This window comes from Denitrificimonas caeni DSM 24390 (assembly GCF_000421765.1).
Taxonomy (GTDB): Bacteria; Pseudomonadota; Gammaproteobacteria; order Pseudomonadales; family Pseudomonadaceae; genus Denitrificimonas; species Denitrificimonas caeni.
Window position 1 is genome coordinate 1 of sequence record NZ_ATXQ01000015.1, and the last position, 16,058, is coordinate 16,058.

General features: G+C 47.4%; 13 protein-coding genes and 1 tRNA gene. All 14 read right to left on the reverse strand.

Going from position 1 to position 16,058, the window contains the following annotated elements; all coding sequences use genetic code 11:
• Positions 1–721 (reverse strand): GTP-binding protein (locus tag H591_RS0114085; protein WP_022967608.1); only part of this gene is annotated, 721 nt, incomplete at its 3' end.
• Positions 722–751: 30 nt separating this feature from the next.
• Positions 752–2,854 (reverse strand): elongation factor G, encoded by a 2,103-nt coding sequence (gene fusA / locus H591_RS0114090; RefSeq protein ID WP_022967609.1) that lies wholly within the window; start codon positions 2,852–2,854, stop codon positions 752–754.
• Positions 2,855–2,872: 18 nt separating this feature from the next.
• Positions 2,873–3,343 carry a 30S ribosomal protein S7 gene (gene rpsG / locus H591_RS0114095; RefSeq protein ID WP_022967610.1) on the reverse strand — a complete coding sequence of 157 codons (471 nt, stop codon included), beginning with the start codon at positions 3,341–3,343 and terminating at the stop codon, positions 2,873–2,875.
• 86 nt (positions 3,344–3,429) lie between these two features.
• Positions 3,430–3,801: a 30S ribosomal protein S12 gene (rpsL, locus tag H591_RS0114100; protein ID WP_022967611.1), complete on the reverse strand. Its 372-nt coding sequence runs from the start codon at positions 3,799–3,801 to the stop codon at positions 3,430–3,432.
• A 143-nt stretch (positions 3,802–3,944) separates the two neighbouring features.
• Entirely contained in the window at positions 3,945–8,141 is a 4,197-nt protein-coding gene (gene rpoC / locus H591_RS0114105) for a DNA-directed RNA polymerase subunit beta' (protein WP_022967612.1), read from the reverse strand.
• A gap of 63 nt (positions 8,142–8,204) precedes the next feature.
• Complete coding sequence (gene rpoB / locus H591_RS0114110) at positions 8,205–12,287, reverse strand: DNA-directed RNA polymerase subunit beta (RefSeq protein WP_022967613.1); 4,083 nt, start codon at positions 12,285–12,287, stop codon at positions 8,205–8,207.
• A 207-nt stretch (positions 12,288–12,494) separates the two neighbouring features.
• Positions 12,495–12,863, reverse strand: coding sequence for a 50S ribosomal protein L7/L12 (rplL, locus tag H591_RS0114120; RefSeq protein ID WP_022967615.1), 369 nt, complete (start codon positions 12,861–12,863; stop codon positions 12,495–12,497).
• 74 nt (positions 12,864–12,937) lie between these two features.
• Entirely contained in the window at positions 12,938–13,438 is a 501-nt protein-coding gene (rplJ, locus tag H591_RS0114125; protein ID WP_022967616.1) for a 50S ribosomal protein L10, read from the reverse strand.
• A gap of 188 nt (positions 13,439–13,626) precedes the next feature.
• Positions 13,627–14,328, reverse strand: coding sequence for a 50S ribosomal protein L1 (gene rplA, locus H591_RS0114130; RefSeq protein ID WP_022967617.1), 702 nt, complete (start codon positions 14,326–14,328; stop codon positions 13,627–13,629).
• The gene (gene rplK / locus H591_RS0114135) at positions 14,328–14,759 is read right to left on the reverse strand and encodes a 50S ribosomal protein L11 (protein ID WP_022967618.1); all 432 of its coding nucleotides are present in this window, start codon (positions 14,757–14,759) and stop codon (positions 14,328–14,330) included. Before rplK ends, rplA begins: the two co-directional genes overlap by 1 nt.
• Positions 14,760–14,872: 113 nt before the next feature.
• Positions 14,873–15,406 (reverse strand): transcription termination/antitermination protein NusG, encoded by a 534-nt coding sequence (gene nusG / locus H591_RS0114140; RefSeq protein WP_022967619.1) that lies wholly within the window; start codon positions 15,404–15,406, stop codon positions 14,873–14,875.
• Positions 15,407–15,415: 9 nt separating this feature from the next.
• Positions 15,416–15,784, reverse strand: a complete 369-nt coding sequence (gene secE, locus H591_RS0114145; RefSeq protein WP_022967620.1) for a preprotein translocase subunit SecE — start codon at positions 15,782–15,784, stop codon at positions 15,416–15,418.
• A gap of 41 nt (positions 15,785–15,825) precedes the next feature.
• Positions 15,826–15,901, reverse strand: a tRNA-Trp gene (locus H591_RS0114150).
• A 52-nt stretch (positions 15,902–15,953) separates the two neighbouring features.
• Positions 15,954–16,058: EF-Tu C-terminal domain-related protein (locus tag H591_RS15925; RefSeq protein ID WP_022967621.1), on the reverse strand; the 105-nt coding region annotated here is incomplete at its 5' end.

Sequence of the window (16,058 nt, forward strand, 5' to 3'; positions counted from 1 at the left end):
TACCGCGCTCAACACGACCTGTTACAACAGTACCACGACCTGAGATCGAGAATACGTCTTCAATTGGCAGCAAGAATGGCAGGTCAATTGCACGCACTGGCTCTGGAATGTAAGAGTCTAAAGTCTCTACCAGAGTTTTAACGGCAGTTGTACCGTGACCGTTCTCATCACGACCTTCCAACGCCATCAACGCTGAACCAATGATGATTGGTGTGTCATCACCTGGGAAATCGTAAGTGCTGAGCAGGTCACGCACTTCCATTTCAACAAGCTCTAACAGCTCTTCGTCGTCAACCATGTCCGCTTTGTTCAGGAACACAACGATGTACGGAACACCAACCTGACGTGAAAGCAAGATGTGCTCACGCGTCTGCGGCATAGGGCCGTCAGCTGCTGAACAAACAAGAATAGCGCCGTCCATCTGAGCAGCACCAGTAATCATGTTTTTAACGTAGTCAGCGTGACCTGGGCAGTCAACGTGCGCGTAGTGACGGTTCGGTGAATCATACTCTACGTGCGACGTGTTAATGGTGATACCACGTGCTTTTTCTTCAGGAGCGTTATCGATTTGGTCGTAACCTTTCGATGCGCCTGTGCCGCCCCATACTTCAGCGCAAACACGAGTCAGTGCAGCTGTCAGTGTGGTTTTACCATGGTCAACGTGACCAATAGTACCAACGTTCAGGTGCGGTTTATTACGTTGAAATTTTTCCTTAGCCACAATAATTACCTCTTAACGAAATGGGCTCAATTAACCTTGTTTCTTAACAATTGCATCGGCAATGTTCGCCGGCGCTTCTGAGTACTTAGAGAACTCCATCGAGTAACTCGCACGACCTTGAGACATTGAGCGAACGTCGGTAGCGTAACCAAACATCTCTCCCAATGGAACCTCTGCACGAATCACTTTACCGGAAGGACTATCATCCATACCTTGGATTAAGCCACGACGACGGTTCAGGTCACCCATCACATCGCCCATGTAGTCTTCAGGCGTTACCACCTCAACTTTCATGACTGGCTCAAGCAGCACTGCGCCGCCTTTCTGAGCAAGCTGCTTAGTTGCCATCGAAGCGGCGATCTTAAACGCCATTTCGTTCGAGTCAACATCGTGGTAAGAACCATCAAACACGGTAGCTTTCAAACCGATGAGCGGATAGCCGGCAACAATACCGTTTTTCATCTGCTCTTCGATACCTTTCTGAATTGCTGGAATGTATTCCTTCGGAACAACACCACCAACAACCTCATTGTGGAACTCAAGACCTTCCTGACCTTCATCAGCAGGCGCAAAGCGAATCCAGCAATGACCGAACTGACCGCGACCACCTGATTGACGAACAAACTTGCCTTCAATCTCACAGGAGTTACGAATCGTTTCGCGGTATGCCACTTGTGGCTTACCGATATTTGCCTCTACGTTAAACTCACGACGCATACGGTCAACCAAGATATCAAGGTGCAACTCACCCATACCTGAGATGATCGTCTGACCTGTTTCTTCGTCAGTTTTAACGCGGAACGATGGATCTTCTTGAGCCAAACGGCCCAATGCGATACCCATTTTCTCTTGGTCAGCCTTGGTTTTAGGCTCTACCGCTACAGAGATAACAGGCTCTGGGAAATCCATACGCTCAAGAATGATTGGCTTGTCGATTGCGCACAAGGTATCCCCTGTGGTCACATCTTTCATGCCGATCAGTGCAGCGATGTCGCCAGCACGTACTTCTTTGATCTCTTGACGGTCGTTTGCGTGCATCTGCACCATACGACCAACGCGCTCTTTCTTACCCTTAACCGAGTTGATTACTGAGTCGCCTGATGCCAGAACGCCCGAGTAAACACGAATAAAGGTCAAAGTTCCTACGAATGGATCCGTAGCAATTTTGAACGATAACGCTGCGAAAGGCGCAGAATCGTCAGCTGGACGCTCGTCAATTTGCTCTTCGTTGTCTGGATGCACACCTTTGATCGGTGGAATCTCAGTTGGCGCAGGCAAGTAGTCGATAACAGCATCGAGAACCAATGGCACACCTTTGTTTTTAAAGGATGAACCACATACGGCAGGAACGATTTCACCAGCGATGGTGCGTGCACGCAAGCCAGCCTTGATTTCTTCAACAGTCAATTCCCCACCCTCGAGGTACTTGTCCATCAATTCTTCACAAGACTCTGCTGCTGCTTCAATCATTAAAGCACGATACTCTTCAGCTTCAGCCAGCATGTCAGCTGGAATTTCTTCTTCGCGGTAAGTCAAACCCATATCAGCATCATCCCAATAACGGGCTTTCATACTGATTAGATCAACTTGACCGACGAAGTTTTCTTCCATACCAATCTGCAGCTGCAGCGCAACTGGAGTGTGACCTAAACGTACTTTGATTTGCTTCAAAACGCGTTTAAAGTCAGCACCCTGACGGTCTAGCTTGTTCACGTAAACGATACGTGGAACGCCATACTTGTTCGCTTGACGCCACACAGTCTCAGACTGAGGCTCAACACCAGACGAACCACAGAATACAACAACTGCACCATCGAGAACACGCAGTGAACGCTCAACTTCAATAGTGAAATCAACGTGACCTGGTGTATCAATAACGTTTACACGGTACTTGTCATACTGCTTCTTAGAGCCTTCCCAGAAAGCTGTAACAGCAGCAGAGGTAATAGTAATTCCGCGTTCTTGCTCTTGCGCCATCCAGTCAGTGGTACTTGCACCATCATGGGTTTCACCCATTTTATGGTTTACACCTGTATAGAACAGGATACGCTCAGTTGTCGTGGTTTTACCCGCGTCAACGTGCGCACAGATACCAATGTTACGGTAGCGATTAATAGGGGTAGTACGAGCCACAGTAAGTTCCTCGCTAAATTAAAAACGGTAGTGCGAGAAAGCCTTGTTAGCTTCTGCCATGCGGTGAACGTCTTCACGCTTCTTAACGGCTGAGCCTTTACCTTCAGCAGCATCCATCAATTCGCCCGCTAAACGCAGAGCCATTGACTTCTCACCACGCTTACGCGCAGCGTCGACCAACCAACGCATTGCTAAAGCATTGCGACGTGAAGGACGGACTTCAACAGGAACCTGGTAGGTAGCACCACCTACACGACGGGATTTAACTTCGACCAGCGGAGCGATGGCGTCGAGTGCTTTCTCGAAAGTTTCCAGTGGTTCCACGTTTTTACGGGTTTTTACTGTTTCCAGTGCACCGTAAACGATACGCTCGGCAACGGCTTTTTTACCGCTTTCCATAACGTGGTTCATAAATTTTGCAAGAATCTGACTACCATAAATTGGATCGTCTAGAATCTCACGTTTTGCGACTACGCGACGTCTTGGCATTGATAAGCCCTCAAACGGTCTTCAGGTTAGCTCAGAACACAATTAAATGGTCCGACCTTACTCTTATCGACTCGAAAAAAATAAAATTACTTAGGACGCTTGGCACCGTACTTAGAGCGACCTTGTTTACGGTCTTTAACACCAGAGGTGTCTAAAGCGCCGCGCACTGTGTGGTAACGAACACCTGGTAAGTCTTTTACGCGACCACCACGGATCAGCACAACACTGTGCTCTTGCAAGTTGTGACCTTCACCGCCGATGTACGAAGCGACTTCAAAGCCATTAGTTAAACGAACACGGCAAACTTTACGTAAGGCTGAGTTCGGTTTTTTAGGCGTAGTTGTATATACACGAGTACACACACCACGACGTTGCGGGCAGTTTTGTAACGCAGGCACGTCGCTTTTCTCGACCATGCGCTTGCGCGACTTACGCACCAGCTGGTTAATAGTTGCCATCTACAAGCTCCACTGTTGTCTTTCGACATAAACAAAATGACGAAATTGTTAAAATCCCGCCAATTTTAGGGGTGCTAGAGTCTAATGAGACTCTAGCACCCCGTCAAGGCCAATCATTAATGCCTAAGCATTAAATTATAGCGCTATTCTTTCAAATTGAGTGCTTCACTCAGTGCAGCCTCAACATCACTGGCACTCACACCTTGCGGTGCTTCGATACCACGCTTGCGTTTACGCTCTGCGTGGTAAGCCAGTCCCGTACCTGCTGGAATCAATCGACCAACAACTACGTTTTCTTTCAGACCGCGCAAGTAGTCACGTTTACCGGTCACAGCCGCTTCCGTTAGAACCCGTGTGGTTTCCTGGAACGATGCAGCTGAAATAAATGACTCAGTCGACAATGATGCTTTGGTGATACCTAGCAGCACACGCTCAAATTTAGCAGGGAAACGATCATTGCTTACCAATGTTTCGTTCTCTTCCAATACATGATTGTACTCTGCTTGGTCGCCTTTGATCAGAGAAGAATCACCTGACTCAGTAATCTCAACTTTACGCAGCATTTGACGCAAAATCGTTTCAATGTGCTTATCGTTAATCTTTACACCTTGCAAACGATAAACATCTTGAATTTCAGTGACGATGTAACGCGCTAATGCACTCACGCCTAACAGACGCAAAATGTCATGCGGGTTGCTTGGACCGTCAGAAATAACTTCCCCACGGTTCACTTGCTCACCCTCAAACACGTTGAGGTGACGCCACTTATGAATCAATTCTTCGTATGGCTCGCTGCCGTCAGTCGGTGTAATCACCAAACGACGCTTACCTTTAGTCTCTTTACCGAAGGAAATCGTTCCGCTGATTTCAGCCAGAATCGATGCTTCTTTCGGACGACGCGCTTCAAACAAGTCAGCAACGCGTGGCAGACCACCAGTAATATCTCGAGTTTTCGATGTTTCTTGCGGAATACGAGCAACAACATCACCGATATTGATACGCGCACCATCGTTCAAGTTTACCAACGCATGCGGTGGTAAGAAGTATTGAGCGACAACATCAGTGCCCGGCAAGAATAAATCTTCGCCGTTATCATCAACCAACTTAATCGCTGGACGAATATCTTTACCCGCCGCTGGACGATCTTTTGGATCGGTAATTTCAATGTTGCTCAGACCGGTTAATTCATCAGTCTGACGCTTCATGGTAATGCCCGCTTCCATACCCACGAACTGAACAACACCGGTTGTTTCAGTTACGATTGGGTGAGTGTGCGGATCCCATTTCGCGACGATAGCACCGGCAGCCACTACATCACCTTCGGCAACTGAAATAACAGCACCATAAGGTAATTTGTAGCGCTCACGCTCACGACCGAACTCATCAGCAATCGCTAACTCGCCAGAACGCGATACGGCAATCAAGTTGCCATCAGCACGGGTAACATGCTTGAGGTTAAGCAGACGGACAGTACCGCCATTCTTCACCTGGACGCTGTCTGTAGCTGATGTACGACTTGCCGCACCACCAATGTGGAACGTACGCATGGTTAACTGTGTACCAGGCTCACCGATCGACTGAGCAGCGATAACGCCAACTGCTTCGCCTTGGTTAACTTCATGACCACGTGCAAGATCACGACCGTAGCACTTGGCACAAATACCATGGCGCGTTTCACAGGTAATTGGCGAGCGTACAACCACTTCGTCAATGCTGTTATTTTCAATGAACTCAACCCAGCTCTCATCAATCAATGTATCCATTGGGATGAGGACTTCTTCGCTGCCTGGCTTGAGTACGTCTTGAGCAATCACACGACCCAATACACGGTCGCCCAACGGATCAACAACATCACCACCTTCAATGTGCGGCGTCAGCACTAGACCACCGTCAGTGCCGCAATCAACCTCGGTAACCACCAAGTCTTGAGCAACATCGACTAAACGGCGCGTCAGATAACCGGAGTTAGCTGTTTTTAGAGCCGTATCCGCCAGACCTTTACGCGCACCGTGAGTAGAAATAAAGTACTGAAGTACGTTTAGGCCTTCACGGAAGTTTGCGGTAATCGGTGTTTCGATAATTGAGCCATCTGGCTTAGCCATCAAACCACGCATACCGGCCAACTGACGAATCTGTGCTGCCGAGCCACGAGCACCGGAATCAGCCATCATATACATCGAGTTGAACGACTCTTGGCTGACTGTTTCGCCGTCACGGTTTACAACCGGCTCAGTCGACAGATTAACCATCATCGCTTTTGAAACTTCATCGTTAGCTTTCGACCACAAGTCGATCACTTTGTTGTACTTCTCACCCTGAGTTACCAGACCTGAGGCGTACTGCTTTTCAATTTCTTTAACTTCTTCGATCGCACGATCAATGATCGTAACTTTTTCGTCTGGAATGACAAAGTCATTCACACCAATCGACACACCAGAAATCGTTGAGAAAGCAAAACCGGTGTACATCAATTGGTCAGCAAAGATAACAGTTTCTTTCAAACCAACCACGCGATAGCACTGGTTGATCAAGTTAGAAATTGCTTTCTTCTTCATCGGCTGATTGACGATAGAGAACGGTAGACCTGCTGGAACGATTTGGAACAATAACGCACGGCCAACCGTCGTATCAACGATACTGGTGTTATGCGTTGAGTTACCGTCACGATCATTCACAGTTTCACTGATACGCACCTTAACTTTAGCGTGCAATGAAGCATCGCCAGAACGGTAAACGCGATCAATTTCCTGCAAGTCAGCAAAAATGCGACCCTCACCCTTAGCGTTAACCGCTTCACGGGTCATATAGTACAAACCAAGAACAACGTCTTGCGAAGGTACGATAATCGGCTCACCGTTAGCAGGCGACAGAATGTTGTTGGTCGACATCATCAAAGCACGGGCTTCAAGCTGTGCTTCTAAAGTCAACGGAACGTGTACAGCCATTTGGTCACCGTCAAAGTCGGCGTTATAGGCCGCACAAACCAACGGGTGTAACTGAATGGCTTTACCTTCAATCAATACAGGTTCAAACGCTTGAATACCTAAACGGTGCAACGTTGGTGCACGGTTTAACAAGACTGGGTGTTCGCGAATTACTTCAGCTAAAACGTCCCAAACCTCTGGCAATTCGCGCTCAACCATCTTCTTTGCAGCTTTAATGGTTGTCGCTAAACCGCGCTGCTCAAGCTTACCGAAGATGAATGGCTTGAATAACTCCAACGCCATTTTCTTTGGCAGTCCGCACTGATGTAGGCGCAGTGTTGGACCTACTACAATTACTGAACGGCCTGAGTAGTCAACACGCTTACCAAGCAAGTTCTGACGGAAACGACCCTGCTTACCTTTGATCATATCGGCCAAAGATTTCAACGGACGCTTGTTGCTACCAGTAATCGCACGGCCACGACGACCGTTATCTAACAGCGCATCAACTGACTCTTGCAACATACGCTTTTCGTTGCGCACGATGATGTCAGGAGCGGATAGATCAAGCAAACGCTTAAGACGGTTGTTACGGTTGATTACTCGGCGATAAAGATCGTTCAGATCAGATGTGGCAAAACGACCACCATCGAGCGGCACTAATGGGCGCAAATCAGGCGGCAGAATTGGCAGAACAGTCAGAACCATCCACTCAGGCTTATTGCCTGAACCGAAGAAAGCTTCCATCAGTTTTAAGCGCTTAGAGAGCTTCTTGATTTTGGTTTCTGAGTTGGTTTGCGGAATTTCTTCACGCAAGCTATTGATCTCGTGCTCAAGATCAATTTCCATCAGCAGTTCGCGAACAGCTTCTGCACCCATACGGGCATCAAAGTCATCACCAAACTCTTCTAAGGCTTCAAAATACTGCTCATCATTGAGCAACTGGCCTTTTTCAAGCGTGGTCATTCCTGGGTTAATCACCACATAGCTTTCAAAATACAACACGCGCTCGATGTCACGCAGAGTCATATCAAGCAACAAACCAATACGGCTTGGTAATGATTTCAAAAACCAGATGTGCGCGCACGGTGATGCCAGCTCAATGTGAGCCATACGCTCACGACGAACTTTCGACAGCGCAACTTCAACGCCGCACTTCTCGCAAATCACACCACGGTGCTTGAGACGCTTGTACTTACCGCATAAGCACTCGTAGTCTTTAACTGGTCCAAAAATTTTGGCACAGAACAGACCGTCACGCTCAGGCTTAAATGTGCGGTAGTTGATGGTCTCTGGTTTTTTAACTTCACCAAAGGACCATGAGCGAATCATTTCTGGAGAGGCGAGCGTAATCTTAATCGCATCGAACTCTTCAACTTGGCTCTGGTTTTTTAATAAATTTAGTAAATCTTTCAAGGCCTTTCCTCCTGACGGAGCGGGGAGCGGGTATCTCTACGCCGCTCCTAATACGCACGCGTGTTAAACGGTTTCCAGTTCGATATCGATACCGAGCGAACGAATTTCTTTGATCAGTACGTTGAAAGACTCTGGCATGCCAGGCTCCATACGGTGATCTCCGTCTACAATGTTTTTATACATTTTAGTTCGGCCGTTCACGTCATCCGATTTCACGGTCAACATTTCTTGCAGAGTATATGCAGCACCGTATGCTTCCAGTGCCCACACCTCCATCTCACCAAAGCGCTGTCCACCGAACTGTGCTTTACCGCCCAGAGGCTGCTGCGTGACAAGACTGTATGAACCTGTTGAACGCGCATGCATTTTATCGTCGACCAAGTGGTTCAACTTCAGCATGTACATATAACCAACCGTCACAGGACGATCAAAAGCATTACCGGTACGACCGTCATACAACGTCATCTGACCGCTTTCTGGCAGATCAGCCAGCTTCAGCATCGCTTTAATCTCGAGCTCTGAAGCACCGTCGAACACCGGCGTGGCCATTGGAACACCAGCACGCAAGTTATCTGACAACTCCATAATCTCTTGATCAGACAAGCTATCAAGATCAACACGGTCTTCGTCAGCACCGCCGATTTCGTTGTAAATCTGATGCAAGAAAGCACGTAACTCGGTGACTTTACGCTGCTCTTCAAGCATACGATTAATCTTCTCACCAAGCCCCTTAGCCGCTAAGCCAAGGTGTGTTTCAAGAATCTGACCGACGTTCATCCGCGAAGGAACACCCAGCGGGTTCAGTACGATATCAACCGGTGTACCGTCAGCATCATGCGGCATGTCTTCGACAGGCATAATTACTGATACCACACCCTTGTTACCGTGACGACCGGCCATCTTATCGCCCGGCTGAATGCGGCGTTTGATTGCCAGATACACCTTAACGATTTTCTGTACACCAGGTGCTAAATCATCACCTTGCTGTAGTTTGCGTTTTTTGTCCTCGAACTTGTCGTCCAACAATTTGCGGCGATCTGACAAATAAGCTTGAGCCTTTTCAAGCTGCTCATTTAAGCCATCTTCAACCATACGCAATTTGAACCACTGGCCGTGCTCGATACCATCAAGAATCGTATCAGTCAGCTCAGTGCCTTTCTTAACGCCAGCACCGCCTTCTGCTTTAGCACCCACTAAGTGGGCACGTAAACGCTCAAAAGTTGCACCTTCAACAATACGGAATTCTTCGTTGAGGTCTTTACGGATTTCATCCAACTGTGATTTTTCAATCGACAGCGCACGCGCATCACGCTCAACGCCATCACGAGTGAACACCTGTACGTCGATGATGGTGCCTTTAGTACCTGTAGGCACACGCAAAGAAGTATCTTTAACGTCAGAGGCTTTCTCACCGAAAATCGCACGCAAGAGCTTTTCTTCTGGCGTCAGTTGGGTCTCGCCTTTTGGCGTTACTTTACCAACCAGAATATCGCCCGCTTCAACTTCCGCACCAACATAAACAATACCGGCTTCATCCAGCTTGTTCAGCGCTGCTTCACCAACGTTTGGAATATCTGAAGTAATTTCTTCAGCACCCAGTTTGGTGTCACGTGATACGCACGTCAGTTCTTGAATGTGAATTGTAGTGTAACGATCTTCTTCGACAACACGCTCAGACAGCAAGATGGAGTCTTCAAAGTTGTAACCGTTCCAAGGCATAAATGCCACGCGCATATTTTGACCTAACGCCAACTCACCCATATCGGTGGATGGGCCGTCAGCCATAATATCGCCACGTGAAACTTGCTCACCTTTACGTACTAATGGACGCTGGTTGATACAAGTGTTCTGGTTAGAACGTGTGTACTTCGTCAAGTTGTAGATATCGACACCGGCTTCACCAGTCTCAACTTCATCATCATTGACGCGAACAACGATACGGCTGGCATCAACCGACTCAATCACACCACCACGACGGGCAACTTCACACACGCCTGAGTCGCGCGCAACGTTACGCTCCATACCGGTACCGACCAGAGGCTTGTCAGCACGCAGTGTTGGAACAGCTTGACGCTGCATGTTCGAACCCATCAAGGCACGGTTAGCATCGTCGTGCTCAAGGAACGGAATCAATGAAGCAGCAACCGAAACGACCTGCTTCGGCGATACATCCATCAACGTCACGTCTTCAGGTGCTTTAACCGTGGTTTCATTCATGTGACGAACAGTTACCAACTCCTCAATCAGGACGTTGTCTTCGTTCATCAATGCTGAAGCCTGAGCTACAACGTGATCAGACTCTTCAATAGCTGAGAGGAATACGATCTCATCAGTGACCTTGCCCTCTTTCACGATGCGGTATGGCGTCTCTAAGAAGCCATAGCTGTTAGTCCGCGCATAAGTTGCCAAAGAGTTGATCAAACCAATGTTTGGACCCTCTGGTGTCTCTACTGGACAAACACGACCGTAGTGAGTTGGGTGTACGTCACGGACTTCAAAGCCAGCACGCTCACGAGTCAAACCACCTGGGCCGAGCGCAGAAACGCGGCGCTTGTGGGTAATCTCTGACAGCGGGTTGTTTTGGTCCATGAACTGCGAAAGCTGGCTGGAACCGAAGAACTCTTTAACTGCTGCAGCCACAGGCTTAGCGTTAATAAGATCTTGCGGCATCAAACCTTCGCTTTCAGCCATGGACAAGCGCTCTTTAACAGCGCGCTCAACACGGACTAAACCAACACGGAATTGGTTTTCAGCCATTTCACCAACGCAACGCACACGACGGTTACCGAGGTGATCGATATCATCGACAATACCGTGACCGTTACGAATGGCAACGATAGTTTTCATTACGTCAACAATGTCTTCTTTGCTGAGTACGCCTTCGCCTACAATTTCAGTACGACCGATACGACGGTTGAACTTCATGCGGCCAACAGCAGATAAATCATAACGTTCGGTAGCAAAGAACAAGTTCTTAAACAGATTCTCTGCAGCATCCTTAGTTGGCGGCTCGCCTGGACGCATCATGCGATATATTTCTACTAGCGCTTCAAGCTGATTAGTCGTGCCATCAATTTTCAGAGTGTCTGAAACGAACGGACCACAGTCAATATCGTTGGTGTACAGCGACTCAACCTGCACAACATTGGCATCAATCACTTGCTGTAATGTTTCAGCAGTCAGCTCAGTATTGCACTCAACGATGATCTCGCCAGTCGCTGGGTGAACAATAGGCTTGGCTGTAGTGACACCAATGATGTATTCAGCTGGAACAACAAGCTTGGTAATACCAGCTTTTTCCAGTTGATTAATGTGGCGCGAAGTAATCCGGCGACCTTCTTCAACGATAACTTTGTCTTTATCGTCTTTGATGTCGAATGAAGCAATCTCACCACGTAAACGCTGTGGTACCAACTCAAGGCTGATTTCATCGGCCGAGACATGGAACACGTTAGTGGCGTAGAAGGTTTCAAGAATTTCTTCTGTCGTGTAACCCAGTGCGCGCAACAATACAGTCGCTGGCAGTTTACGACGACGGTCAATACGTACAAATACGCAGTCTTTTGGATCGAATTCAAAATCGAGCCAAGAGCCACGGTATGGAATAATACGTGCTGAATAGAGTAATTTACCTGAGCTGTGCGTTTTGCCACGGTCGTGGTCAAAGAACACACCCGGTGAGCGGTGCAGCTGAGAAACAATAACTCGCTCAGTACCATTAATTACAAAAGTACCGTTTTCAGTCATCAATGGGATTTCACCCATGTAGACTTCTTGCTCTTTAATATCTTTGATCGCTTTACTTGAAGACTCACGATCAAAAATAATCAAGCGCACTTTCACGCGCAATGGCACGGCGTATGTAACTCCGCGCAAAGAACATTCTTTAACATCAAAGGCGGGCTCGCCAAGGCGATACCCTACGTATTCAAGAGCCGCGTTACCTGAGTAACTAATAATCGGAAAGACCGATTTAAAGGCTGCGTGCAGGCCAATATCACGGAACTGCTCCTTGCTCACGCCTGCCTGCAGAAATTCTCTGTAAGAATCTAATTGGATTGCCAACAGATAAGGCACATCCATCACATCCTGCAGCTTGCTAAAGTCCTTGCGGATACGTTTTTTCTCAGTATATGAGTAAGCCATCAGCGTTCCCCAGCTTGGTCACCTGCTTGTAGGATACTTCCGGCGGAAATACCCAATAAATCGTGCAAATATTTATTTTTCTGTTTATGTCCGATCTGAGTTCTGCTTTGCAGCATCCACTCTAAAGACTCGTAATAACGGAAAAAGGCCGGTGACATTAGCCACCAGCCATCAGCCCTTTGCTCAGGCTGTTATGCTGCATCAAGCTTATTTAAGCTCGACTTTAGCACCTGCTTCTTCCAGCATTTTCTTAGCTGCTTCAGCATCATCTTTTGATACGTCTTCTTTAACAACGCCTGGTGCGCCGTCTACTACAGCTTTTGCTTCTTTCAGACCTAGGCCTGTCAGTTCACGAACTGCTTTAATAACGTTAACTTTCTTCTCGCCAGCTTCTAACAGCATAACGGTGAATTCAGTTTGCTCTTCAGCAGCGGCAGCAGCAGGGCCAGCAGCAGCAACAGATGCAGCAGCAGCGGTCACGCCAAATTTTTCTTCCATTGCAGAGATCAGTTCAACAATTTGCATTACTGACATTTCTGAAACGGCGTTAAGGATATCTTCGTTAGTAAGAGCCATGACTCTATTCTTCCTATATTGGTGATGACTTAATTAGGCCATCAAAATCAAAAAATTTTGTAAAGAACAAAGGCTTAAGCAGCTTCTGTTTCTTTCTGATCGCGAACTGCTGCCAAAGTACGAGCCAGCTTGCTGGTCGCGCCTTGAATAACACTCATCAACTGAGATACCGCTTCGTCGAATGTTGGCAATGTTGCCAATACGTCGATTTGGTTGGCTGCAATCAAGTTACCTTCAAAAGCGGCTGCTTTGATCTCAAACTTATCCTGACCTTTAGCAAATTCTTTGAAAATACGAGCAGCTGCGCCCGGATGATCATTAGAGAAAGCAATTAAGGTCGGGCCAGTGAACACATCGCTGAGAACCTCATACTGAGTTCCTGCAACGGCGCGACGCAATAATGTATTACGTACAACACGTACATAAACACCTGCTTCACGAGCCTCTTTACGGAGTCCGGTCATAGCGCTTACTGTTACGCCGCGGGCATCAACCACAACAGCGGAAAGGGCAGCTTGGGCAGCCTCGTTGACTTCAGCGACGATAGCCTTCTTGTCTTCGAGTCTAATTGCCACGGGTTTTACTCCTGCTTATTTCATTTTACTCAGTAAACTGAGTATCTATTTGGTGTCTGATTCAAAAATGAATCGGGAGCACCATCTACGTAGGCTAATATGTTCTCGACATATTTATTAAGGCAAAACCACCTACGGTCTTTGACGGCCCCCGCTAAGCAGGGACCCCAAAATTGTCAGCGTGGCTCTTACTTAGCAGCTTCCAGGCTTGACTGATCAATGACCAGACCAGGACCCATAGTACTGCTTAAAGTAATGCGCTTAACGTAAATGCCTTTTGATGAAGATGGCTTCAAGCGACGCAACTCAGCCAATAACGCTTCAGCGTTTTGCTTAAGTTTAGCTGGCTCAAAATCAATCTGACCAATTGCAGCATGGATAATACCGTTCTTGTCAGTACGGAAACGTGCTTGACCTGCTTTAGCATTGTTAACTGCTGTTGCAACATCAGGCGTCACAGTACCAACTTTCGGGTTAGGCATCAGACCACGTGGGCCCAAAACCTGACCTAATTGACCAACAACGCGCATTGCATCTGGTGAGGCAATAACAACGTCATAGTTCAGGTCGCCGGCTTTCATTTCTGCAGCCAGATCATCCATACCAACTTTGTCTGCACCGGCAGCCAAAGCTGCTTCTGCAGCTGGACCTTGTGCAAACACAGCAACGCGTACAGTTTTGCCTGTACCGTTTGGCATAACAGTTGCGCCACGTACAACTTGGTCAGATTTACGCGGATCAACACCAAGGTTGATCGCGATATCAACTGACTCTTTAAACTTGATAGTAGACAGCTCGGTTAACAAACCAGCTGCTTCTTCAAAAGAATACTGCTTACCAGACTGTACTTTAGCTGCGATAGCTTGTTGACGCTTTGAAAGCTTAGACATTACACGCCCTCCACGTTCAAGCCCATGCTGCGCGCAGAGCCAGCGATGGTACGAACAGCAGCTTCAAGTTCAGCAGCTGTTAAATCAGCTTCTTTGATTTTTGCAATTTCTTCTAGCTGTGCACGTGTCACAGTACCCACTTTCTGGGTATTTGGACGCGCTGAACCAGCTGAAACACCTGCAGCTTTTTTCAACAACACAGCAGCTGGTGTGCTTTTCGTTTCAAACGTAAAGCTACGGTCGCTGTATACAGTAATAATTACTGGTGTTGGCAAGCCTGGCTCAATACCTTGAGTTTTTGCGTTAAACGCCTTACAAAACTCCATAATATTCACACCGTGTTGACCCAAAGCTGGACCAACTGGTGGCGAAGGGTTCGCCTGACCTGCTTTAACCTGCAGCTTGATATAAGCCTGAATCTTTTTAGCCATGATTCACTCCAAATGGGTATAGCGCCCGAAGGCTTCCCGTTAATTTATTTCGCAATCCTTTGACAAAAAAACCCCGCAACTATTCGCTGCAGGGTGGTATCCATAAAACAATATTAGACTTTTTCCACCTGACTAAACTCAAGCTCTACTGGGGTTGAACGTCCAAAAATAAGCACAGCCACTTGCAAACGGCTCTTCTCATAGTTAACTTCTTCAACAACACCGTTGAAATCTGCAAACGGGCCATCATTGACCCGTACAGTTTCACCTGGCTCAAACAAAGTGCGCGGACGTGGCTTGTCACCACTGTCTTCAACACGACGCAGAATGGCATCAGCTTCTTTTTCAGTGATTGGCGCAGGTTTATCTGCTGTACCACCGATAAAGCCGAGAACACGCGGCGTATCTTTAATTAAGTGCCAAGTTGCCTCATTCATTTCAACTTGAACAAGCACATAACCTGGAAAGAATTTGCGTTCGCTTTTACGCTTCTGACCATTTCTCATCTCAACGACTTCTTCAGTCGGAACAAGAATATCGCCAAACTCGTCTTCCATTTCAGCGAATTTGATGCGCTCAAGCAAATGACGCATTACTTGTTTTTCGTAGCCTGAATAGGCGTGAACCACATACCAACGCTTAGCCACAGAGCACCCTTAACCTACAATCAATGAGACAAGCCACCCTAGGAACGAATCAAGTCCCCAAAGCAAGAGCGCCATTACTAAAACCACAACGACAACAATCAGCGTGGTTTGCGTAGTTTCTTGTCTATTCGGCCAAACAACCTTACGTATTTCAGCGCGTGATTCTTTAGCTAAAGTTAGAAAAGCTTGGCCTTTTGCCGTTTGGACAGCAACGAAAGACGCTATAGCAGCTAGAACAAGAAGCCCTAGTACTCGATAAAGAATTGATTCAGCAGCAAAATATTGATTACCAACCACACCCAATGCCACAAGTGCGATAACAACCAACCACTTAACAGAATCTAAACGACTTACCTTGGATTCAGTTTTTGCATTCATTACTTAGAATCCTAAATTGGATTGCCAGCTAATTATAAAGCTGGCAGGCCAGGAGGGAATCGAACCCCCAACCTACGGTTTTGGAGACCGTCGCTCTGCCAATTGAGCTACTGGCCTAGAACATTGCTAGTCCGACTATTATGCCGACCTAGCGCAACAAGTTCAAGCCTTATGCAATAATTTTTGCAACAACACCAGCACCTACGGTACGGCCACCTTCGCGAATTGCGAAACGCAGACCATCTTCCATAGCGATTGGCGCAATCAGAGTAAC